The organism is Rathayibacter sp. Leaf248, from assembly GCF_920939495.1.
In the GTDB taxonomy this organism is placed as follows: domain Bacteria; phylum Actinomycetota; class Actinomycetes; order Actinomycetales; family Microbacteriaceae; genus Rathayibacter; species Rathayibacter caricis.
The window spans coordinates 2,558,949-2,580,677 of sequence record NZ_CAKLAV010000001.1 but is presented as its reverse complement, the minus strand read 5'-3'; the positions used below and the strand labels follow the sequence as shown (position 1 = coordinate 2,580,677).

Here is a 21,729-nt window from a genome sequence, read left to right as displayed (position 1 = left end):
CCACCGGGAGGAACACCATGATCACCGTCACCGGACTCACCAAGTCCTACGGCCCCCGCGAGCTCTGGGGGTCGCTGGCCTTCACCGTCCCCACCGGAAGCCTCCTCGCCGTCACCGGACCCAGCGGCAGCGGAAAATCCACCCTCCTGAACTGCCTCGGACTCCTGGATGAGCCCGACCGCGGCAGCATCGACGTCGACGGCGAAGAACTCACCCGACTCCGCACCCGCGGAGCCCGCGACTACCGCCGGCACCGCCTCGGCTACCTCTTCCAGAACTACGCCCTCGTCGACACCGCCACCGTCGAGCAGAACCTCGCCCTCGCCGTCGTCGAGCGCCGCGGCCGCGCCGGCCGCTTCGACGCAGCCCTGGACCGCGTCGGCCTCTCCGGCCGCGCGCGGGAACGCGTCTCACGCCTCAGCGGTGGCGAACAGCAACGCGTCGCCCTCGCACGCCTCCTCGTGAAGAGCCCCTCGATCGTCCTCGCCGACGAACCCACCGGCGCCCTCGACTCAGGCAACGCCGAGACCGTGCTCGACATCCTCACCGAGATCGCCGACCGAGGAGCCAGCATCGTCATCGCCACCCACGACGACCGCATCGCAAGCCGCTGCGACCAGCAGATCCAGCTCACCTCACCGACGATCCCCTGAGACACGAGGAAGAGCCTCGGTACGAGCGTCGCGCGGGAGTGAGGTGCGCAGCTGCAGGAGCCGGTCGCGCAGCTGCTCCGGTCGCGCCGGAGGTACCGGTTGAGCAGGACTGACTCGTAGGCGTCGGCGAGGCAATGCTCGAGCAGTGCCCGCACGCCGGGGCTCGAGTCGGTGTCCGCCGATGTCGTAGCTGGCGAGCATCGACCGCATCGCCGACGCAGTGCTTACCCGGCCGCCCTCGGGGATGCAGCCGTGCTCGCATGACATCCCGGCGGACGCGCACCAGACTGGGAAGATCATCGACCGACCGGTGTGAACGCTGCACCAGCCGAGCACGCCGGGCTGGTCGGCCGCCTGCACCCAGCGGTCGCCGTCAGACATCGTCTGCGGCGACCGCCGGATCGTCGACGCGGCGTCATCGCGCTGGAGACCGACACCTCCCCGCGCTGTGGTCCTGCTCGCGCAGCGGCGGAAGTCTGCGATCGCTCAGGGTCGTGGGTCGGCTGTGCCGGTGGCGAGGGTGCGTTTGCAGCCCGCACGACGTCGCCCGCGATCGTCTCGAGTTCGATGATCGTCAGCACCCGGTCGCTCACCGGGGCAGGCGCCGGCCGCACCCGGGCGGGGCCGGCATCCAGCTCCCGGAGGGTCAGACCTGCGACTCGACGTAGGCGCGGATCGGAGTGGTCGGGTGGCCGATCAGGCGCGCGAGCGATCCGTCGGTCGCGCCGAGCAGGCCCTCGGCGATGTTCGCGTCGAGTCCGACGAGGAAGCCGACGGCGCCCTCGGGCAGACCGGCCCCGGTGAGGATCCGGGCGTGCTCGGCGGAGTCGACGTGTGTGATCGAGGCGTCGCGGCCCGCGATCTCGCCGACGATCGCGGCGAGATCGTCGAAGCTCCACGCGACGTCGCCGGACAGCTCGTGCACGGTGCCGACGAGCGACGCGTCGACGAGGGCGACGGCCGCCGCCTCGGCGTAGTCGGAGCGGGCTGCGCTGGAGACGCGGCCCTCCCCCGCGCTGGAGAGCGTGGTGCCGGTGGAGGCGAGCTCGGCGACGGTCTGCGCGTAGTTCTCGTTGTACCAGCCGTTGCGGAGGATCACGGCGGGGACGCCGGACGCGGCGATCGCCTCCTCCGTCGCCTTGTGCTCGGGAGCGAGGATCAGGGTGCTCGTCGTGGCCTTCGGGGCGCTGGTGTAGACCAGGCGCGCGCCGGCGCGGACCGCGGCGTCGATCGCGGCGGTGTGCTGGGCGACGCGCTTGCCGACCTCGGAGCCCGAGACGAGCAGGACGGCCTCGGCGCCGGCGAAGGCGGTGTCGAGCGAGGCGGGGTCCTCGAAGTCGGCGACGGCGGTGCGCACGCCGAGGTCGGCGGCGAGCGCCTCGAGCTTCGCGGTGTCGCGGCCGGTGGCGACGATGTCGGAGGCGGCGGTGCCGCGGGCGAGCAGGTGCTCGACAGCGAGGCGGCCGAGGTGGCCGGTGGCTCCGGTGACGACGAGGGTCATGAGGTGGTCCTTCCGTGGGCGGTGCGGCGAGGTTTCCGCCGACCCACCCTGCAACCGCGGATCCGTCCGAGTACTTCCCGGAATGCAGTACGCACTATTTCGTTAGTACTGAGGAGACCACTCCAGGAGGAACCGTGATCGCCACCGCCAGCACCCCGTTCGCCGCCGACGTCTACTCGGCCGACTGCGGGAGTCGCGAGATCTTCGGCCACGTGACGAGCAAGTGGGGCGTGCTCGTGCTCGCAGCACTCGCTCCCGGCACGCAGCGCTGGGCCGAGCTGCGCCGTCGCATCGGCGGCATCAGCGAGAAGATGCTCGCCCAGACGCTCCGCACCCTCGAGGAGGACGGGTTCGTGCACCGCGAGGCGCACCCGGTGATCCCACCGAGGGTCGACTACAGCCTGACTCCGCTGGGCGCGGAGCTCGCCGAGCGCCTCCTCCCGGTCGTCGACTGGATCGAGGAGCACGCCGTGCCGCTGATCGAGGCGCGCGACGCGCGGAAGCGCTAGTGGCGCGACGTCGCCGTTGCACAGGCGGCTCGGAGTAGCGTGGATGCGTAACCACCCGGATGTCTCGACTACCGGGCGCGGCCCCCGCTTCGGCGGGGGCCTGCTTCGTTGGTAGTCAGCTCCACCGGAGCGGTCTTCTGATCCGCCGGCCTTCCGAGTCGACGACGAGCAGGGGGAGTTGAGAGGCGGCAAGGGTGCCGCGACGGATCTGCCGGACTCCGGTTCAGTCCGATCCCCTCGAAGGCCTTGTTGTACCGCGGTCCCACCACCGAGACCAGGGCGACGGAGTACCCGCGCTCGCTCAGCATCCTCAACGGCGGCACGAGATCGGAGTCGTTCGTGACGATCGCGAACGAGTCGGCCCTCTGCTCGAACGCGTCGACGAGCAGGTGCGACGCGAGCGCGACATCCGTCCCCTTCTCCTCAGGCCTCTTCACGCGGACGGTCACCACCCGCCCGCTCTGATCGAGCCGCTCCGGCGACTCCGGGAGGTATTGCTTGGTGAAGGTGAAGATCCCCTCGATGATCTCGACCTCGGTCGTCCGCAGCGCCCGCCAGTAGACCTGCTGCCGCTGCCCTATTCCCGGGTCGTTCGTGAGCGGCTTGAGCGGGGCCGTGAAGTACTTCACTCCGACGACCTCTCGATGAGGGAACAGGCGCTTCGCCAGGGCCGCCAGGTCGAGCCACTTGTACTGCGGGTAGCGCTGCTGCAGGAGCGCTTTGTAGAGCGCGAATCCGTCGAAGTAGACGATGACGGTTCGGCGGGCGCGCACCGCGGAAGGCTACTCGGGCTGAGCCCGTCGGCTCGGATCTGCGCAGAACGTCGTTCGCGACAGAGCGGAGGGGAGGAAGACGGGGTCTCCAGACCCACCTGCGGGGGGCTCGACCAGCAGCGGGGACGGGAGCGGGGGCCTGACGGAGGTGAGGTGAGCCTCTCCTACGTCGATCGACGTTCACCTCGCGTTCAGAGGCGATCCGCCGCCGGGTGACCGGCCCGCCCGCTGCCGCTGATTCCCTCGAGGTCTGCCCACGCCTGCGAATCGAAGGACGAGACGACGATGACCGACACCTCCCGCCGACTGCTGCTGCCCATGGCCGGGCACACCCGGGGGAAGCGCAGCCCCGTCACCTGTGCGCTGAAGTGCGCCAACGCCTGCTCCGCCGCGACCTGCAACACGTCGCACAACAGCTACTTCCGCGACATCGTCGGAGCGCAGATCACGCGCCGCGGCGCGCTGGGCCTGGGCCTGGCCGGAGCGGTCACCATCGCCGTCGCGTCCCCGGGCGCCCCGACCGCCGAGGCCGCCACCGCCGTGGCCGCCGGCGACGCGTCCCCGCTCGTCTTCACTCCGATCGCCCCCGTGCCGGCGACGGTGGACGAGTTCACGGTGCCCGAGGGCTTCGCCTGGCAGCCGATCATCCGCTGGGGCGACCCGCTCTTCGCCGACAGCGCCGAGTTCGACCTCGCCGACCAGACCGGCGCGGCGCAGTCCGGCCAGTTCGGCTACAACAACGACTACACCGACATCGTCGAGATCCCCGGCTCGAAGCGCCTGCGCGCCCTGCTCGTCGTCAACCACGAGTACACCAACGAGACCATCATGTTCCCGGCCGCCCAGCTCGAGTCCGAGCAGGAGCGCGTGCGCGAGGTCGGACGCGCCGCTCACGGCCTGAGCGTCGTCGAGCTCGTCCGCACGGCGGTCGACCGCCCCTGGGCGTACGTCCGCGGCGGCGAGCGCAACCGCCGCTACCTGATCGACACCCCCTACGTGGTGACCGGCGCGGCCGCCGGATCGCCGCTCCTGACGACCGTCGCCGACCCCACCGGGCGCACGGTGCTCGGCACGCTCGGCAACTGCTCCGGCGGCACCACGCCGTGGGGCACGATCCTGTCGGGCGAGGAGAACTTCAACGGCTACTTCCGCGCGACCGGCACGAGCGCCGAGGAGCAGCGCTACGGACTGACCGACGAGGAGACCTCGCGCCTCTGGGAGCTCGACGACCCTCGCTTCGACGCCCGCACCCCCGGCTACGAGAACGAGCCGAACCGCTTCGGCTGGATCGTCGAGTTCGACCCCTTCGACCCGGAGTCGACGCCGAAGAAGCACACCGCGCTCGGGCGCCTGAAGCACGAGGGCGCGAACGTCATCATCGCTCCGGACGGCCGCGTGGTCGCCTACCAGGGCGACGACGAGCGCTTCGACTACCTCTACAAGTTCGTCTCGAAGAAGCGCTACATCGAGGGCGACCGCGCCCACAACAAGACGCTGCTCGAGGAGGGCGACCTGTACGTCGCCCGCTTCACCGGCGACTCCCCCGTCGCCGAGATCACCGGCACCGGCGCGGTCCCCTCGGACGGCGGCTTCGACGGCATCGGCGAGTGGCTCCCGCTCGTGCTCGACGGCGCCTCGAAGATCCCCGGCATGAGCGTCGAGCAGGTCCTGGTGCACACCCGCCAGGCGGCCGACGCGGCCGGCGCGACCAAGATGGACCGCTGCGAGGACGTGCAGCCGAGCCTGGTCAGCGGCCGGATCTACGTGGCCTGCACCAACAACTCCGAGCGCGGCACGGAGGGCACGGAGGGCGCGACCGAGATCAACCCGCGCACCGAGAACCGCGACGGCCACATCGTCGAGATCATCGAGGACGGCGGCGACCAGACCGGCCGCACCTTCACCTGGAACCTGCTGATGCTCTGCGGCGACGCGGCGCAGGGCGACGTCGTCTACTTCTCCGGCTTCCCGGCCGAGCAGGTCTCGCCGATCTCCTGCCCCGACAACCTGGCGTTCGACTCCGTCGGGAACCTCTGGATCTCGACCGACGGCGCGCCCAGCGGCATCGGCTACAACGACGGCCTGTTCAAGGTGTCGCTGGAGGGCGCGGACCGCGGCAAGGTCGAGCAGTTCCTGTCGGTGCCGGTCGACGCCGAGACCTGCGGTCCGATCGTGCACGACCAGGACCAGCACGTCTTCGTCGCCGTGCAGCACCCGGGCGAGGACGGCACCTTCGAGGCGCCGACCTCGTACTTCCCGGACTTCGCGGCGAGCGGAGCGGTCCCCGCCGGGGCGTTCGCCGCGCCGCGTCCGGCGATCGTGCAGATCCTGCCCGCCTCGCAGGTCGTGACGCCGACTCCGACTCCGACGGCCGGGCCGACCACGGCGCCGACCTCGACGCCGACGGCCGCCCCCACGACGGCTCCGACCGCGGGCCCGACCACGGCCCCCACCGCGGGACCCACGGCGGCGCCCACCGCGGCGCCCACGGCCGGACCCGTGCCGACCGGCACCGCCGCTCCGCTGCCCGGCGGCGGCTCCGGCGGAGGCCTCGCCTCGACCGGTGTCGAGTCGGTCGGCCTGATCGGCGGCGCGACGGCGCTGCTCGCGGCCGGAGCCGCGGCGCTGGGCCTGAGCGCCCGTCGCAGGTCCCAGTCCGAGGGCGACTCGGAGGCCTGATCCCCGGGAGGGGGCGGGGGGCGCTGCTCCCCCGCCCCCTCCTCCCCTCTTCGCTAGGATGACCCGATGCCGACCCTCAGGAGCCGCGAGTCGGCGATCATCGCCGCCGTGCAGCGGTCCCCGCTCACCCGCCCCCTGCTGCCGATCGCGCGGGGGCTCAGCTTCTTCGGGGAGCACGCCGCGGGCTGGCTGCTGCTCGGGGTGCTCGCCGCGTTCCTCGACCCGTCGCGGTTCTGGGCCTGGGCGCTCTGCGACGTCGCGATCGTCGTCGCGCACGCGCTCTCGATCGGCGTGAAGCGCGTCGTGCGGCGTCCGCGCCCGCTCGGCGAGGGCGTGGAGGTGCGCGGCAAGGCGCCCAGCAAGCTGAGCTTCCCGAGCTCGCACGCCACCTCGACCACCGCGGCCATGATCGTGTTCGCCGTGATGCTGCCGGCGCTCTGGCCGCTCGCGGTCCTCGTCGTGGTCGCGATGATGCTCTCGCGCCTCGCGCTCGGCATGCACTTCCCGACCGACGTGCTCGCCGGGGCGGCCCTCGGCGCCCTCACGGCGCTGGCCGTCCTGCCGCTGCTGCCGCTCGTCTCGTAGGGCGCGCAGAACGTCGGCTGAGCGTGGGGTCTGTCGCCTGACAGCGGACAGACCCCCTTCTCAGCCGACGTTCTGCGGCCCGGTAGCCGCTCAGGCGCCCGGCACCGGCGGACCCGTGCGCCAGCGCAGCAGCGCGGCCGCGTCCGCCTGGTGCGGCAGGGCGACGACGTCCTCGCCGTCCGGAGCAGTGCGGGAGTCGGTGCAGAGCACGCGGGCGTCGGTCAGCAGCGCCGCCCGTACGAGCGCGAGAGCCGCGTCGACCGGGCCGATGACCTCGGCGCCGAGCGCCTCCTCCGGAGCCGCGGCCACCCACGGCTCGCCCGCGAGCGCCAGAAGCTCGCGCTCGCGGAGCCGCTGCGGGTCGATCACCAGCGTGTCGACCTGGGCCGCCGAGAGCGCCTGCACGATCGCTCCGAGCGAGAACTCGACCGTGTTGTCGTGCCGCCCGTCGTGCGTGCGGAGCGCGTCGAGCACGTCCTCCTTCTCGCGGCGCAGCAGCCGGTCGACCTGCTCCTGCACGAACTCGTCGAGGGCGCCGTCGTCGCTGCCGTCGGCGCGGGTGTTCGCGGGGAGGACCGCCAGGATCGCCGCGCTCGACGGCGAGAGCTGCTCGGCGAGCAGCTGGCGCGCGCGGATCTCCCCGGCGACGACGAGCAGCTGCGGCCGGCGGGTGCGCACGATCTCGTCGACGGAGGAGGCCAGCTCGGCCTGTGTCTGCCGCCAGATCTCCTCGGCGTGGCTGTGGAAGCGATCGTGCCGCCATCCGCCGGCCTGCGCCTTGTGCAGGGTGTCGGTCCGTCCCTGGACCGACTCCTCCTCCTCCGGACACTCGGCGCCCAGGCGGTGCAGGCGCACCTCGCCGCCGTCGCGGGAGGTCTCGACGACGAGGTAGCGGACGTCGGGGCGGTGCTGGAGCAGCGGGACGACATCGGGGAGCGTGCCGTAGGACGTGTGCTCGGGCGCGACCGGGCGGCCCGGCAGCACCTCCGACAGCACGATCGAGCCGTCGACAGCGACGGCGAAGAGGCAGGAGCGGCCCTGCGGCCGACCCGCCCCGGTGAGCAGCGCGGTCAGCGCGTCGATGTCGCCCTGGGACGCCCCCTGCCTCCGCAGCTCGTCGGCGACGGCGGTGCCGCGCTCGAAGGCGATGTCGGGCGGATCGCCCGAGTCGAGCGAGACGTCGAGGTAGACCTGCGAGACCGGTCGGAGGTCGCGGTAGACGTCGGCGAGCGTCCGCAGCGCGTGAATGGTCGGCATCCGTGTCGTCCTTTCCCATCGGGTCCGGACAGTCTCGGTCGGGATGCGCGGCGGACTCCACGGGGTTGACTCCGGGGCGGGCGGGGCGGAGGGCGCCGCGATATCGAGTGCGCAGGATCCGGAGCGGATGCGCACGATCTGCGGGGAAATGTGCGATCTGCAGGGGAAGTTCCTGCGACCCGACGGTCGCGCGCGGCGGGAAGCGCCTTCCGCCTGCAATCGCCTGCAGATCGTACGGACCCCCGGAGGGCACCAGGCCCGGATACGGTGGAGCGGCCACCCCTCCTGAAAGGCGACCATGCAGCACCTCACCGATCGCATCCTGTTCGGCGCGGCCTACTACCACGAGTACCAGCCGACCTCGCGGCTCGGCAGTCGGGACCTGGCGGAGGACCTGCGGCTGATGAAGGCCGCCGGGTTCACCGTGATCCGCGTCGGCGAGTCGGTCTGGTCGACCTGGGAGCCCGAGAACGGGGTCTTCGACCTGGACTGGCTGCAGCCGGTGCTCGACGGCGCGCACGAGCACGGCATCTCGGTCGTGCTCGGCACGCCCACCTACGCAGTGCCGATGTGGCTGGCGCGGCAGTATCCCGAGATCAACGCGGACCGGGCGACCGGGCAGCCCGTCGGCTGGGGTGCGCGCCAGGAGATCGACTACAGCCACCCCGCGTTCCTCTTCCACGCCGAGCGCGTGATCCGCCGCATCGTCGAGCGCTACGCCGCGCACCCCGCGGTCATCGGCTTCCAGGTCGATAACGAGCCGGGCAACGAGATCCTCCACAACCGCCAGGTCTTCGAGCGCTTCGTCGACCGTCTGCGTGCGACGTACGGCACGGTCGAGGCGCTCAACGACGAGTGGGGGCTCACCTACTGGTCGCACCGGCTCTCGACCTGGGCCGACCTGTGGACCCCGGACGGCAACGCGCAGCCGCAGTACGACCTCGCCTGGCGCCGCTTCCAGGCCTCGATCACCACCGACTTCATCGGCTGGCAGGCCGACCTGGTCCGCGGCATCACCGAGCGGATCGGCCGCGACGACCAGTTCGTCACCACCTGCATCTCGTACGAGCGCGCGACCGTGCAGGACGAGGAGCTGGTGCGCCGGCTCGACGTGACCGCCGGCAACCCGTACTACCGGATGCAGGACGGCCTCGAGCTGCCGGACGCGCGGCCGTTCGACCAGCACTGGACCACCTCCGGCACCTGGGCGCTCTACGCGACCGCCGACCGGATGTACGGCTCGAAGCAGGCGCCGTTCCTCGTCACCGAGACGGATGCGCAGGCGATCGGCATGTCGTGGTCGAACGAGCCCGCGTTCGACGGCCAGTGGCGCCAGGCCGCCTGGGCGCTGGTCTCGCGCGGCGCCACGATGATCGAGTACTGGCACTGGCACACGCTCCACCACGGGGTCGAGACCTACTGGGGCGGGGTGCTGCCGCACTCGCAGGAGCCGGGCCGCACCTACGAGCAGATCGCCGCGCTCGGAGCCGACTTCGCCGCCGCGGGCGACCGGGTGACGGAGCTGGTGCCCGACTCGGACGTGGCGATCCTGTTCTCGAACGAGAGCAAGTGGGCGCTGGAGGAGCACCCCGCGTTCAGCGACTCCGCTCGCGGCGGCGACGCGGCGCGTGGCGTGCCCCAGCCGGACCGCCGCAGCTTCCAGACGGCGCGCGACGCGTTCGCGCGGGGGGCGTTCGACGCGGGCCTGCAGGCGTCGACAGTGCACCCCTCGCAGCTGACCGCCGTGCCGGCCGCGGAGTACGCGGCCGCGCATCCGGTGCTCGTCGCGGCGGCGTTCACGATCGCCGACGACTCGGAGCTGCAGTGGCTGGAGGCGTACGCGGCGGCGGGCGGGCACCTGATCGTCGGTGTGCGCACCGGCTACGAGGACGAGGAGGGACGCGCGCGCCTGCAGCGCAAGCCCGCGTTCCTCGCGGAGGCGGCCGGTGTGCACTACGACGAGTTCGCGAACCTCGCGGTGCCGGTGCCCGTCGACGCGGAGTCGGGCTTCGCCCTGCCCGAGGGTGCCCGCGCGACGGTCTGGGCCGACGGGGTGCAGGTCGACGACGCGACGGTGCTCGTGCGCTACCGGCACCCGCACTACGGGCGCTTCGCGGCGGTCACGACCCGCGCGCACGGAGCCGGTCGGGTGACCTACGTGGGCACGGTGCCGGACCTCGAGCTGGCCCGGGCGCTGATGGAGTGGGCGGTGTCGGAGTCGTCCGCCGTCTCGACTCCGTGGCGTGCGGCCTCGCCGTCGCAGACGGTCACGAGCGCCACCAACCGCCACGGGGAGCGCGTGCGGTTCGTGCACAACTGGTCGTGGGAGCCGTCGACGTTCGCGCTGCCGGAGGCGGTCGAGGACGTGCTCTCGGGCGAGGCGTCGGCGGCGGGCGACGTGCTGGAGCTCGGACCGTGGGACGTGCGGGTGCTCGTCTCGCGCGACTGACGGCTCCGGCGAAGTCGGACCACCGACCACCCCGCTGGTCGAGTAGCCCCGAAGGGGCGTATCGAGACCCACCGGACCGAGCGGATCCGTTCGATGATCAGGCGTCCGGCGCAGGTGGATCTCGATACGCCCGCGAGCGGGCTACTCGATCAGCAGAGAGGGCTGGTGGATCTCGATACGCCCGCGAGCGGGCTACTCGATCAGCAGAGAAGGGCGGGGGTGGGTCTACTTGGACGAGACCGCCGCCACCCCGCTGGTCGAGTAGCCCCGCAGGGGCGTATCGAGACCCACGTCTCCCAGAAGATCCGTCTCTTCCCCGCCCTGCGTCGGCGCCGAAGGCGCCAGCTCCGCTCGATAGGCGCGCCAGCGGGGTGCTCGGGCGGGTCCGCCGGGCGCGTCAGAGCAGGCGGCGCGCGGAGGCCCAGGCGGTGAGCTCGTAGCGCGACGAGAGCTGGAGCTTGCGGAGCACGGCCGAGACGTGGGACTCGACGGTCTTGACCGAGATGAAGAGCTCGGCCGCCGCCTCCTTGTAGGCGTAGCCGCGGGCGATCAGGCGCATCACCTCGCGCTCGCGTGCCGAGAGTCGGTCGAGCTCGTCGACCGACTCGGCCTGCTCGCCGGCGAGGGCGCCGAACGCGTCGAGGACGAAGCCGGCGAGGCGCGGCGAGAACACGGCGTCGCCGCCCGCCACCGCCTCGATCGCGCGGCTCACCTCGGCTCCGGAGCTCGTCTTGGTGATGTAGCCGCGAGCCCCGGCGCGGATCACGCCGACGACGTCCTCCGCCGCGTCCGAGACACTGAGCGCCAGGAACCGCACCGACTCGAGGAGCCCTGCGCTCCGCCGCAGCACCTCGGCGCCGCCTCCGCCCGCTCCGCCCGGCAGGTGCACGTCGAGCAGCACCACCTCGGGGCGCGTCTCGGCGACGAGGCGCACGGCGGAGTCGACGTCGGCGGCCTCGCCCACGACCTCGAGGGTCGGGGCGAGATCGGCCCGCAGACCCGACCGGAAGATGGAGTGGTCGTCGACCAGCACGACGCGCGTCACGTCCTGCTCCCCAGGTGGAGGTGGACCTCGGTGCCCGAGCCGCCCGCTCCGGGCCGCACGACGGCGCTGCCGCCCGCGCGGCTCATCCGGCCGATGATCGACTCGCGGATGCCCAGCCGATCGCCGGGCAGCGCCCCGAGATCGACGCCCGGACCGCGATCGCGGACGAAGACGTCGACGCCGTCGGGAGCCGACTCGAGGTAGACCGAGATCTCGCCGCCCGCATGGCGCGCCGCGTTGAGCATCGCCTCGCGGGTCGCGGCGAGCAGCGGAGCGGCGCCCGGCACCGAGACGCCGACGGCGACGACCTCGAGGGTCGCCGGGTAGTCGAGCTCGATGGCGCCGGCGATGGCGCGGATCTCTGCCGCCAGGTCGTTGGCGACCGGCACGTCGCGCTCGAACAGCCAGTCGCGCAGCTCGCGCTCCTGGGCCCGGGCGATGCGGGCGACCTCGCTCGAGGCGCCGGCGCGGTTCTGGATGAGGGCGAGGGTCTGCAGGACGGAGTCGTGCAGGTGCGCGGCGATCTCGGCGCGCTGCTCCTCGCGCACGCGCGCCGCCCGTTCGCCCATCAGCTCCGTCCAGAGGCGCACGATCCGCGGAGCGGCCAGCACCCCCGCGACGACGATCAGCACGCCGACCGCGAGGACCGCGTTCAGGGCGCTCGGCCGGTTCGCGAGCACCGCCGCCCCGGCCAGCAGCAGGGCGGCGCACGAGGCGAGGCGCACGCGGATCTGCGCGCGCGGGGCCGCCGACGGATCGTCGCGTCCGGGCCCGAGCGCCCAGGCGACCGCGCCTCCGGCCAGTGCCGCGACCGCGACGAGCGCCCGCGTCACGGCGACGTCGTCGTACGCCCCGAGGGCGACGAGCACGGCACAGGACGCCACCAGGGCGGCCACCGACAGCAGGCCGGCGACCGGCACGGAGCGCCGGACGGCACGGTCGTCGTCGCCGGAGGGCTCGGCGAGCGGCACGAGCGCCCACAGCCACAGGTAGAGGAGCACCCCGCCCCCGCCCAGCAGGGATCCGACGACCACGAAGAAGCGGGTGGAGGCGAGCGTCCAGCCGAGGTGATCGGCGAGCGCGGCGCAGACGCCGCCGAGGACGACCCGTCGGGGGCGTCGCAGCGGCGGCCTGACCGCGGTGCTCGAGATGCTCACACGAGCATCCAAACAGGTCGTCGGGGACCCGGGGAGGAAACGAGGGTCGAGTCAGGGGATCCCCCGATGGTCGGCGCCTGTGGAGGAGCGGGACACTCTCACCATGACAGCAGAGAGCACTCCCCCGCCGAGCGGCGGAGCGGACGGGCCCGGGGCGCCGGGAACGGCCGAGAGCGGAGCCGAGCAGCCCGCACCCGAGCAGCAGGGCCCGGACACCGCTCCCCCCTCCGACAACCGCTTCTTCCTGTGGCTCCGCGGCCTCGGCATCACCCGTCGCCCCGGCTGGGTCGGCGGCGTCTGCTCCGGCATCGCCGAGCGCCTCGGGATCGATCCCCTCATCGTCCGCGGCATCGTCGTGGTCGTGGCGGTCCTCGGCGGCCCGGCGCTCCTCGTCTACGCGGCCGCCTGGCTCCTGCTCCCCGACGAGGACGGCGCGCTGCCCGTCGAGCAGCTCGTCGCCGGTCGGATCGAGCGGGTGCACGCCGGCATCGGCGCCCTGATCCTCGCCTCGATGCTGCCGCTCGCGCAGGGCTTCTGGTCGCTCGGCGGCGCCTACACCGGCGCGGAGGCCTGGGCCCCCGCCGTCGGCCGCACGATCTGGACCCTCGTGGTCATCGGCCTCCTCCTCGCCCTCACCGTCTGGGTGGCGCGTCAGGCCGTCCGGTCGCCCCGCTCGGAGGCACCGGAGGAGACGCCCGGCGCGACCGAGGCCCGTCCCGACTCCGCCCCCCTCTTCCCGCCCCCGCGTCCCACCGACGTCCGACCCGACTCGCCCGAGGACCTCGCCGAGTGGCGGGCCCGTCAGGAGGCGTGGCGGACCGAGCGCGAGGCGTTCCGCGCCCAGCAGGCCGCCTCGGCCCGCGAGACGGCACGGCAGCGGGCGGAGGAGGCGCGAGCGCGGTCGCGCGCGGCCGCCGCGGTCCGCGAGGAGCGCCGCCGAGTGCGCAGGGCGGGCAACCCGCGGCTGCGGGCGAGCGTCACCCTCGTCGTGCTCGGCGCCGCAGCCGTGACCGGCGCGCTCGCCTCGCTCACCGCCTCCGGCACCACCGCGGTCGTGGTCGGCTTCGCCGCGGCCGCCCTCGTGCTCGCCGCGGCGATCGTGCTGGCCGGCCTGCTGCGCCGCAGGGCCGCCCTCCTGGTCATCGCGTCGGTGCTCGTGCTGCCGACGGCGCTGGTCGCCGCGATGCTGCCGCCGGACCGCGAGCTGCTGCCGATCGGATCGTACGGCGTCTCCAACTACCGGTCCGGCGACTACGCGATGCTCACCGGCCTCCTCGACATCACCGTGGTGGCCGACGCCGGGGAGGACGGCACCGTCATCGACGTCTGGCAGGGCGCGGGCGAGATCTCGATCTGGCCGATGGAGGGGTCAGCGGTCCGGGTCGAGGCCGTGTCGGACAGCGGGGTGCTGGGCGTCGTCTCGGTGATGGACCAGGTGCGGAGCACCCCTGAGGGCGTCTCGGTCGTCGACGGCCGCACCGTGTGGACGCAGACCTTCGGGGATCCGGACGCCGTGCCGGTCGTCGTCCGGATCGAGCAGGCGGCCGGATCCATCACCGTGCACGACCAGACGACCTATTTCCCCGCTGAGGACAGCGCGGGCACGGAGTCCACCATTCCTCCCGAGAGCGCACCCACCGACCCCGCCACCATCACCACCCCGCAGACCACGAGTGAGGACGCACCATGAGCAGCACCGAGACCACTCCCCTCCCGGGCGCGCTGACGCCCCGGCGCCCGCGGATCCGCCTCGGCGCGATCGTCTGGGGCCTCTTCGCCGCCGCCGTCGCCGTCGGCCTGCTGATCGTCTCGGGCGACCAGGGTCTGCGCGCCGAGCTGGTCGACGCCGCCCTCACCCTCTCCCCCGGCGCGATCGCCGCGGTCGTCGTCGCGGCCCTCGGCGGACTCGCCCTGCTGATCGGCCTCGAGCGGGTGCTCGACCGGCGCTGAGCCCCGGGCCCGTGCCCGGATCCCGCCCGGGCGGCAACCCCCTGCCCGGGCCCCGGCACCAGGCGCAGACTCGACCACGGCTCCCGCAGCGCCGCCCGTCCGGGGCGGCGTCCGGGACGACCGGAGACGAGACCGATGCCCGACCGCCGCCCGCCCCGCGCCAGCAGGAGCGACCCCCGATGATGCTCGGGATCGCGGTGATCGTGGCCGTGGCGGTCCTCGTCGCGGTGGCCGTGTTCGCGCGCCGCCTCGGCGTCGCCGCTCCGATCGTCCTGGTGCTCGCCGGAGTCGGCCTCTCGTACCTGCCCGGGGTGCCGGAGGTCGTCGTGCCGCACGAGTGGGTGCTCGACGGAGTCCTGCCACCGCTGCTCTACGCCGCCGCCATCAGCGTCCCGTTCATCGACTTCCGGCGGAACCTGACCACCATCACCGGCCTCTCGGTCGTGCTGGTCGCGATCTCGGCGGCCGGGGTCGGGGCGCTCCTCTTCGTCCTGCTGCCCGAGCTGGGTCTCGCGCTCGCCATCGCGGTGGGAGCGATCATCAGCCCGCCCGACGCCGTCGCGGCCACCTCGGTCGGCCGGCGCCTCGGCCTGCCTCCGCGGCTGCTCACGCTGCTCGAGGGCGAGGGCCTGATCAACGACGCGACCGCCCTCGTCCTGCTGCGCTCGGCCCTCGCCGCCGCGGCCGGCACGCTCGCGACTCCGTGGGCCGCGGTGGGCGACTTCCTCTACGCCGTGGCCGTCGCGGTCGTCGTCGGCCTCGTGGCGAGCATCCTCACCGTCTTCGTGCGCTCGCGCCTCGAGGACCCGGTGCTCAACACCGTCGTCTCGTTCACCGTGCCGTTCGTCGCCTTCATCCCGGCCGAGGGCCTGGGCGCCTCGGGGGTGCTCGCGGTGGTCGTGGCCGGCCTGCACACCGGACACGCCTCCTCCCGCGCCTTCACCGCGCAGTCGCGGGTCAACGACCGCATCAACTGGCGCACGGTGCAGTTCCTGCTCGAGAACGGCGTGTTCCTGCTGATCGGGCTCGAGATCCGCAGTCTGATCCAGGATGCGGACGACGCCGCGCTCACGGTCCCCGCCGCCGTCGGCATCGGCCTGATCGCCACCGTCGGGCTCCTCGTCGTCCGCTTCCTCTGGGTCGGCCCGGTGCTCCTCGGCGAGCGCTGGCAGACCCGGCGGGCCGAGCGGCGCGCCCGCGAGCAGAAGGCGGTGCTCGAGCAGGCCGCCGAGCTCCCCCGCGAGGAGCGGACGAAGGCGCGCCGCCGCTACCAGCTGCGCCGCGCCGACTACCGCCACTTCAGCACCAGCGGCCTCGGCTGGCGGGGCGGCCTGGTGCTCGGCTGGTCCGGGATGCGCGGAGTCGTCACTCTCGCGGCCGCGCAGTCGCTGCCCGAGGACATCCCGTACCGCCCGCAGCTCGTGCTGATCGCCTTCACGGTCGCGGTGACGACGCTCCTCGTCCAGGGCAGCACGCTGCCCCTCGTGATCCGGGCGACCGGGATCCGCGGAGTGGACGAGCCGGAGGACCAGCGCTCCCTCGCCGGGCTGCTCGACGAGATCACCGAGAAGGGGCTGTCGGTCCTCGAGCGCCCGGGCGACGTCGTCGAGGGCGTGACGGAGGTGGACCCGGACGTCCTGGAGCGCGTCCGGCAGACGTCGTTCCTCCGCTCGGAGGCGGCGTGGGAGCGGGCCCGCGGCGGCGAGCGCGACGCGGCCGGCACTCCCCACCGCCTCTACCGCGCGCTGCGGCTGGCCGTGGTGACGGCCGAGCGCGAGGCTCTCCTCGACGCGCGCTCGCGGCGGGCCTACCCGCAGCGGATCCTCACGCAGGCGCAGTCGATGCTCGACCTCGAGGAGACGCGGCTCCGGCTGCGGCGCGGCACGACGTCGTGACCGACGGCCTCGAGTGTCAGGCCGCCGCGCGCGTCAGGATCGCCGTGACGAACAGCGCCGCCCACAGCGCCGCGCAGATCAGCAGCCGGATGTTGCCCAGCACGATGTCCTCGGGAGCCGACGCGCGGCCCTTCTCGATGTCGAGCGCGTAGAGGAACAGCGCGGCGCCGAACGGGACCATGGACGCCATCGACCACAGCGAGTCGTCGCCGTTGAGGAACAGCGACCAGAGCGCGTAGGTGATCATCGTCAGCGACGCGGCCACCGACCACACGAAGCGCAGGTACCCCGCCGTGTAGATCTTCAGCGTCGCCCGCGTGTGGCTCGCCTCCTTGCCCTCGCTCTGCAGCTTCTCGGAGTAGCGCTTGCCCGCGATCATGAACAGCGAGCCGGAGGAGATGGCCAGGAGGAACCACTGCGTGAGCGGGATGTCCGCGATCGCGGCGCCCGAGATGGCGCGCAGCACGAATCCGCCGGCCACGATCAGGATGTCGATCACCGGCTCGTGCTTGAGCCAGATGCAGTACGAGATCTGCATCACCAGGTAGGCGGCGAGCGTCGCGGCGAACCAGGTGTACCCGGCGAGGAACGTGAGCAGCGGCGGAGCGATCATCAGCACGAACGCGGCGATCCAGGCGACGCGCACGGGCAGAGCTCCCGACGCGATGGCGCGGAACCGCTTCTTGGGGTGCAGCCGGTCGGACTCGATGTCGAGGAGGTCGTTGAGCATGTACCCGCCGGAGGAGGCGAGGCTGAAGGCCACGATGCCGATCACGCTCGCCAGCAGGACCTCGGGTTCGAGGATGCGCGCCGAGGCGATCGGGGCGGCGAGCACGAGGACGTTCTTGAGCCACTGCCTGGGGCGCATGGCGGCGACGAGTGCTCGAGCGGTACTCACGGCGTCGTTCCTCCGGGGTGGGTGGGGCGGCCGCACGGCGCGGACCGCCGCGGGATTTTCGCAAGGGGCGGTGCTCAACCTACAATCTCGGGTGTCGTCCTCGTCGTTCCGGCCCGGGCGGCGGCGGGGGACATCGACGATCGGCACGGAGGGACGCTCATGCGCACGGCCGTGCTGTACGTCGTGTTCGCCATCGTCGCCACCGCGGTCAACCTGGGCACCCAGATCCTCCTCGAACACCTCCTCACCGGCGAGTGGGCGACCGTGATCGCCGTCCTCGCGGGCACCCTGACGGGGGTGGTCGCCAAGTACGTCCTCGACAAGCGCTGGATCTTCCGCCACGAGACCGTGAACGCGGCGCACGGCGTGAAGACCTTCTTCCTCTACGGCGTGATGAGCGGGGTCACGACCCTGATCTTCTGGGGCTTCGAGTTCGGCTTCGACGCCCTGTTCGGCACCGACGCCGCCCGCTACACCGGGGCCGTGATCGGCCTCGCCATCGGCTACGCCGCCAAGTACTTCCTCGACAAGAACGTCACCTTCCAGGGCCCGCGTGAGGAGCCAGCATGACCAGCACCGTCTCCTCCTGGGGCCTGCTCTCGCGCGACGAGCACCGCGTCGTCGCCATCACCAGCGTCGAGCAGGCGCAGGCCGCTCTCGCCCGCGGCGACGGCGGCATCGCCTACGGCCTCGGCCGCAGCTACGGCGACGTCGCGCTCAACGGCGGCGGGGTCGTCTGGGACTTCAGCGGCTTCGACCGCTTCCTCGCCTTCGACGACGAGACCGGGGTGCTCCGGGCCGAGCCCGGCGTCCTGCTGAAGGACGTGCAGTCCGTCTTCGCGCCGCGCGGCTGGATGCTCGCCGTCACGCCCGGCACCAAGAACGTGACCCTCGGCGGCGCGATCGCCAACGACGTGCACGGCAAGAACCACGCCTCCGCGGGCACGATCGGCCGCCACGTCGTCTCGTTCACGGTGCTCCGGAGCGACGGATCGACGACCCGCTGCTCCCCGGAGGAGAACGTCGAACTCTTCGCGGCCACCATCGGCGGGCTCGGGCTCACCGGTCTGATCGTCGAGGTCGAGATCGCGCTCAAGCGGGTCCCGGGCCCGTGGATCGTCGCGGAGGACGTGCCGTTCCAGACCCTCGAGGAGTACCTCGGCCTCGTGCACGAGTCGGTCGACGTCTTCGAGCAGACCGTGGCCTGGATCGACGTCACCACCCAGGGCGGCCGCCGCGGCGTCTACACGCGCGGCGACGCGACCGCCGCTCCCGAGCTGCCGGAGGCGCGCGGACGCGGCCTGCGCGTGCCGTTCGCGTTCCCCGCGTCGGTCGTGAACCGCGCCACCCTGCCCCTGCTGAACCGCGCCTACTACCGCCTGAAGGCGACCGGGGCAGGCCGCTCCGTGCAGCACTACGAGCAGTTCTACTACCCGCTCGACGCGATCGAGGGCTGGAACAGCATGTACGGCCCCCGCGGCTTCTACCAGTACCAGAGCGTCGTGCCGTGGGAGGGAGCGCTCGAGGTCACCCGCGAGATGCTGGCGCTGATCGCCGCGTCGGGCACCGGCTCGTTCCTCGGCGTGCTGAAGACCTTCGGCTCGCTGGAGTCGCCGGGGCTGCTGAGCTTCCCCGCGCCCGGCGTCTGCTTCGCGCTCGACTTCCCCAACGACGCGGCGGCCCTGCCGCTGTTCGAGCGGCTGGACGCCCTGGTCCTGGCCGCGGGCGGGCGCCTGTACCCCGCCAAGGACGCGCGCATGCCGCGCGAGATGTTCGAGGCCCGATACCCGCGCCTCGCCGAATTCACCCTTCAGCGCGACCCGGGGATCTCCTCCGGCTTCTCGCGCCGAGTCCTCGGGAGCTGACGTGACCAACCACCCTTCGAAGATCGTCGTCGTCGGAGCGACCTCGGCCATCGCCGAGCACACCCTCCGTCTCTGGCTGGGCACGGGCGCGCGCCAGGCGCTGCTCGTCGGCCGCGACCAGGCGCGGCTCGAGGCCCTCGCGACCGATCTCCGCGTGCGCTTCCCCACCGCGACGCTGTCGGTGTCGGCGGTCGACCTGACCGACCCGGCCGCGATCTCCTCCGTCGTCGCGACCTCGCTCGAGGGCGGGGCGCCCGACACGGTGCTCATCGCCCACGGCGCGATGACGTCGCAGGAGGAGGCCTCGGCCGACCTCGCCGTCGCCCGCGACGTGCTCGTGGTCACCGGCGTCTCGGTGGCGCTGTGGATGGAGGCGTACGCGAACGCGCTGACGTCCGGCACCATCGGCGTGATCGGGTCGGTCGCCGGCGACCGCGGGCGCAAGACCAACTACGTCTACGGCTCGGCCAAGGGTCTCGTCGAGCGCTTCGCCCAGGGTCTCCAGCACCGTCTGGCCGGCTCGCGCCTCTCGGTCGTGCTGATCAAGCCCGGCCCGACCGACACTCCGATGACCGCGCACATCAAGCAGTCCGGCGGCTCGCTCGCGTCGGTGGAGTCGGTGGCGAAGGACGTCGCCGCCGCGATGGCCTCAGGCCGCGCGGTCGCGTACGCGCCGGTGAAGTGGCGCGTGATCATGACGGTGATCAAGGCGCTGCCGGCGCCGGTGTTCAACAAGCTGAACATCTAGGCGTAACGCCTTCGTTGCGGCGCACCTCGCTCCGGCGGGGTGCGCCGTTCGTGCGCTTGCACCCGTGAAATTGTTCACGGTAACATCGGCCGATTCCTCCCCTCGGCTCACGAAGGACACCCATGCGCCCCTCCTCGAACCGCGGTCCGGACTCCTCCCCCCGGATCGGTGTCGTGACGCACCGGGCCGTCGCATGAGCGCGACCGCGCGAGGCACGACCTCAGAGGAGGACCGCCTCGATCAGCTGCGCCGGGGAGCGTCCACGGACGACTCCCGACGGGCGGCGGTCGACCTGCTCATCGCCACCGGCCTGGTCCGGGACGAGCACCCGTGGGTGCTGCACGACTCCGGAACCTGGTGGATCGACTTCGACCGAGCGACCGAGGCGGTCGACGCCCTGACCGTCGAGCACGAGAAGTGGGGCCTGACCCCCTCGCTCCTCAGCGTGCTCGAGATGGCGGCCTCGCTGGCCGACGGACTCACCGTACACCTGCGCCACGTGCTGCCCGAGCTCGACGACGAGCACACGTCGCTGGTGATGGCCGCGATCGCGGAGGCCGCCGGCCACCCGGACGCGGAGCCGCCTCAGGCCTGATCGGCCCTCCGGCGCCGCCACCACCGGCGCGGGCGCTCCGTCTCGGTCTGGATCGCAGGACGGGCGCGCTCGGCGCGGCGCTCGCGCCAGCGCACGAGCTCGGCGTCGACGTCGCGGAGCGGCGTCACGACGGGCGGGCCGCCGAGGAGCTGCCGGCGCGCCTCGACGACGCGCCTGTTGAACTCCTCGAGGTGCGTGCGCACCTCCGATTCGCGGTGCAGGCGGTCGAGCCGCTCGTCGAGCTGCCGGTCCTCGGCACGGAGGAGGAACGCGACCGGGCCGATGCCCGTGAGGTTCTCGCGCTCGATCTTGCGGCGGATCCACCAGTCGGGGTCGTGGCTGCCGTTCAGCCCCTCCAGGGGCTTGCCGGCGCCGGGGAGGTCGTCGAAGTCGCCGCGGCGGATCGCCTGCTGGATCGTCGTCTCGATGAACGCGGCCCGCTCGGCGGGATCCTCCGGGATCGTCGCCTCGGTCTCGTCGGAGGTGTCGGGCGAGGGGTCGCCGGCGGAGCGCTTCGCCAGGTAGCGCGCGGCGTGGTTCTTGGCGTCGGACATCGGGTCACCTCCGTCCCTCCAGGCTAGGTCGGGCTCCGCGGAGGGGTCGATCCCCCTCTCGAGCGCTCAGCGACCACTCGGGATGCGCTCGGCGGACCGGAACGGACGTACTCTCGGATCCCCTCCTGATGGGGGACCTGCAGGGGGATCGCTGCGATCTACGCTCGGCGCATGCCTCATCGCAGCGCCGCGATCGCCTCCGTCCCGCACCTCCGCACCGTCGTCTCCCGTGCTCGACAGCGTGCTGCGGCGGAGATCCTGGCGCACCTCGTCGTCGCGCTGGCGTACGCGTCGGTGCTGCTGCTGGCGGTGTCGGCGAGCTTCGCCGGGCTGCTGCCCGCGCCCACTCCGGTGCCCGCTTTCGAGGCCTGGTCGCTGATGCGAACGTCGGCGACGCTGCAGATCGGAGTCGGCGTGCTCGCCACCGCGCTGGCCGCGCTCGCGAAGGCGGCCGGCTGCGGCTCCTACCCCGACCGCTGGTGCATCGTCGCAGCGCTCAGCGCGGCCGGCGGCGCCCTGCTGCTGGTGGCCCCTCCGGTCTGAGCCGCTCGGCTCCTCCGCCCTGGAGCGCGTCGAATCCTCAGAAGTCGTCGTACTGGGCACTCGAGTACGACGA

General features: G+C 72.7%; 19 protein-coding genes and 1 pseudogene. 13 read left to right on the top strand and 7 right to left on the bottom strand.

Annotated features, from left to right (window positions below):
- Positions 1 to 17 precede the first annotated feature (17 nt).
- Positions 18 to 653 carry an ABC transporter ATP-binding protein gene (locus LRG51_RS12320; RefSeq protein WP_230672972.1) on the top strand — a complete coding sequence of 212 codons (636 nt, stop codon included), beginning with the start codon at positions 18 to 20 and terminating at the stop codon, positions 651 to 653.
- A gap of 646 nt (positions 654 to 1,299) precedes the next feature.
- Here LRG51_RS12320 and LRG51_RS12315 read toward each other — a convergent pair.
- Positions 1,300 to 2,154: an NAD(P)H-binding protein gene (locus tag LRG51_RS12315; RefSeq protein ID WP_230672971.1), complete on the bottom strand. Its 855-nt coding sequence runs from the start codon at positions 2,152 to 2,154 to the stop codon at positions 1,300 to 1,302.
- Between the two features lie 134 nt (positions 2,155 to 2,288).
- On the opposite strand from LRG51_RS12315, the gene LRG51_RS12310 reads away from it, so the two are divergent.
- Positions 2,289 to 2,663: a winged helix-turn-helix transcriptional regulator gene (locus LRG51_RS12310; RefSeq protein WP_230672970.1), complete on the top strand. Its 375-nt coding sequence runs from the start codon at positions 2,289 to 2,291 to the stop codon at positions 2,661 to 2,663.
- 68 nt (positions 2,664 to 2,731) lie between these two features.
- Here the strand turns inward: LRG51_RS12310 and LRG51_RS12305 are convergent, their stop codons facing one another.
- Positions 2,732 to 3,436 carry an NYN domain-containing protein gene (locus tag LRG51_RS12305; RefSeq protein ID WP_230672969.1) on the bottom strand — a complete coding sequence of 235 codons (705 nt, stop codon included), beginning with the start codon at positions 3,434 to 3,436 and terminating at the stop codon, positions 2,732 to 2,734.
- 285 nt (positions 3,437 to 3,721) lie between these two features.
- Here LRG51_RS12305 and LRG51_RS12300 point away from each other — a divergent pair.
- Both LRG51_RS12300 and LRG51_RS12295 read left to right on the top strand, forming a co-directional pair.
- Positions 3,722 to 5,770, top strand: a pseudogene (locus LRG51_RS12300) (PhoX family protein); the annotation flags it as partial.
- A 411-nt stretch (positions 5,771 to 6,181) separates the two neighbouring features.
- Positions 6,182 to 6,700, top strand: a complete 519-nt coding sequence (locus tag LRG51_RS12295; protein ID WP_230672968.1) for a phosphatase PAP2 family protein — start codon at positions 6,182 to 6,184, stop codon at positions 6,698 to 6,700.
- Positions 6,701 to 6,790: 90 nt separating this feature from the next.
- Here the strand turns inward: LRG51_RS12295 and LRG51_RS12290 are convergent, their stop codons facing one another.
- Positions 6,791 to 7,957 (bottom strand): baeRF2 domain-containing protein, encoded by a 1,167-nt coding sequence (locus LRG51_RS12290; RefSeq protein ID WP_230672967.1) that lies wholly within the window; start codon positions 7,955 to 7,957, stop codon positions 6,791 to 6,793.
- A 298-nt stretch (positions 7,958 to 8,255) separates the two neighbouring features.
- Here LRG51_RS12290 and LRG51_RS12285 point away from each other — a divergent pair, with 298 nt between their 5' ends.
- Positions 8,256 to 10,406: a beta-galactosidase gene (locus tag LRG51_RS12285; protein WP_230672966.1), complete on the top strand. Its 2,151-nt coding sequence runs from the start codon at positions 8,256 to 8,258 to the stop codon at positions 10,404 to 10,406.
- 397 nt (positions 10,407 to 10,803) lie between these two features.
- On the opposite strand, the gene LRG51_RS12280 is transcribed toward LRG51_RS12285, so the two are convergent.
- Together LRG51_RS12280 and LRG51_RS12275 are read right to left on the bottom strand one after the other, a co-directional pair.
- On the bottom strand, positions 10,804 to 11,451 hold the full coding sequence (locus LRG51_RS12280) for a LuxR C-terminal-related transcriptional regulator (RefSeq protein WP_230672965.1): 648 nt from the start codon (positions 11,449 to 11,451) through the stop codon (positions 10,804 to 10,806).
- Positions 11,448 to 12,608 carry a sensor histidine kinase gene (locus LRG51_RS12275; RefSeq protein WP_230672964.1) on the bottom strand — a complete coding sequence of 387 codons (1,161 nt, stop codon included), beginning with the start codon at positions 12,606 to 12,608 and terminating at the stop codon, positions 11,448 to 11,450. Before LRG51_RS12275 ends, LRG51_RS12280 begins: the two co-directional genes overlap by 4 nt.
- 103 nt (positions 12,609 to 12,711) lie before the next feature.
- Here LRG51_RS12275 and LRG51_RS12270 point away from each other — a divergent pair, with 103 nt between their 5' ends.
- From LRG51_RS12270 to LRG51_RS12260, 3 genes are all read left to right on the top strand, one after another.
- Positions 12,712 to 14,298, top strand: coding sequence for a PspC domain-containing protein (locus LRG51_RS12270; protein WP_230672963.1), 1,587 nt, complete (start codon positions 12,712 to 12,714; stop codon positions 14,296 to 14,298).
- Positions 14,295 to 14,558, top strand: a complete 264-nt coding sequence (locus LRG51_RS12265; protein ID WP_055794051.1) for a hypothetical protein — start codon at positions 14,295 to 14,297, stop codon at positions 14,556 to 14,558. Before LRG51_RS12270 ends, LRG51_RS12265 begins: the two co-directional genes overlap by 4 nt.
- Positions 14,559 to 14,737: 179 nt before the next feature.
- Positions 14,738 to 16,453: a cation:proton antiporter gene (locus LRG51_RS12260; protein ID WP_230672962.1), complete on the top strand. Its 1,716-nt coding sequence runs from the start codon at positions 14,738 to 14,740 to the stop codon at positions 16,451 to 16,453.
- 16 nt (positions 16,454 to 16,469) lie between these two features.
- Here LRG51_RS12260 and LRG51_RS12255 read toward each other — a convergent pair whose 3' ends face one another.
- Complete coding sequence (locus tag LRG51_RS12255; protein WP_268966584.1) at positions 16,470 to 17,387, bottom strand: decaprenyl-phosphate phosphoribosyltransferase; 918 nt, start codon at positions 17,385 to 17,387, stop codon at positions 16,470 to 16,472.
- Between the two features lie 123 nt (positions 17,388 to 17,510).
- Between LRG51_RS12255 and LRG51_RS12250 the strand changes: the two genes are divergently transcribed.
- The 4 genes from LRG51_RS12250 (at position 17,511) to LRG51_RS12235 (ending at position 20,559) form a co-directional block, all read left to right on the top strand.
- The gene (locus LRG51_RS12250; protein WP_055794048.1) at positions 17,511 to 17,921 is read left to right on the top strand and encodes a GtrA family protein; all 411 of its coding nucleotides are present in this window, start codon (positions 17,511 to 17,513) and stop codon (positions 17,919 to 17,921) included.
- Positions 17,918 to 19,216, top strand: a complete 1,299-nt coding sequence (locus LRG51_RS12245; protein ID WP_230672960.1) for an FAD-binding oxidoreductase — start codon at positions 17,918 to 17,920, stop codon at positions 19,214 to 19,216. Before LRG51_RS12250 ends, LRG51_RS12245 begins: the two co-directional genes overlap by 4 nt.
- 1 nt (position 19,217) lies before the next feature.
- Positions 19,218 to 19,964 (top strand): SDR family NAD(P)-dependent oxidoreductase, encoded by a 747-nt coding sequence (locus LRG51_RS12240; protein WP_107573911.1) that lies wholly within the window; start codon positions 19,218 to 19,220, stop codon positions 19,962 to 19,964.
- A 193-nt stretch (positions 19,965 to 20,157) separates the two neighbouring features.
- Positions 20,158 to 20,559: a hypothetical protein gene (locus LRG51_RS12235; protein WP_230672959.1), complete on the top strand. Its 402-nt coding sequence runs from the start codon at positions 20,158 to 20,160 to the stop codon at positions 20,557 to 20,559.
- Here the strand turns inward: LRG51_RS12235 and LRG51_RS12230 are convergent.
- On the bottom strand, positions 20,550 to 21,113 hold the full coding sequence (locus LRG51_RS12230; protein ID WP_055794044.1) for a J-domain-containing protein: 564 nt from the start codon (positions 21,111 to 21,113) through the stop codon (positions 20,550 to 20,552). The two genes, LRG51_RS12235 and LRG51_RS12230, sit on opposite strands and share 10 nt — an antisense overlap.
- 171 nt (positions 21,114 to 21,284) lie before the next feature.
- Here LRG51_RS12230 and LRG51_RS12225 point away from each other — a divergent pair, with 171 nt between their 5' ends.
- Complete coding sequence (locus tag LRG51_RS12225) at positions 21,285 to 21,656, top strand: hypothetical protein (RefSeq protein WP_230672958.1); 372 nt, start codon at positions 21,285 to 21,287, stop codon at positions 21,654 to 21,656.
- The last annotated feature ends 73 nt before the right edge of the window (positions 21,657 to 21,729 follow it).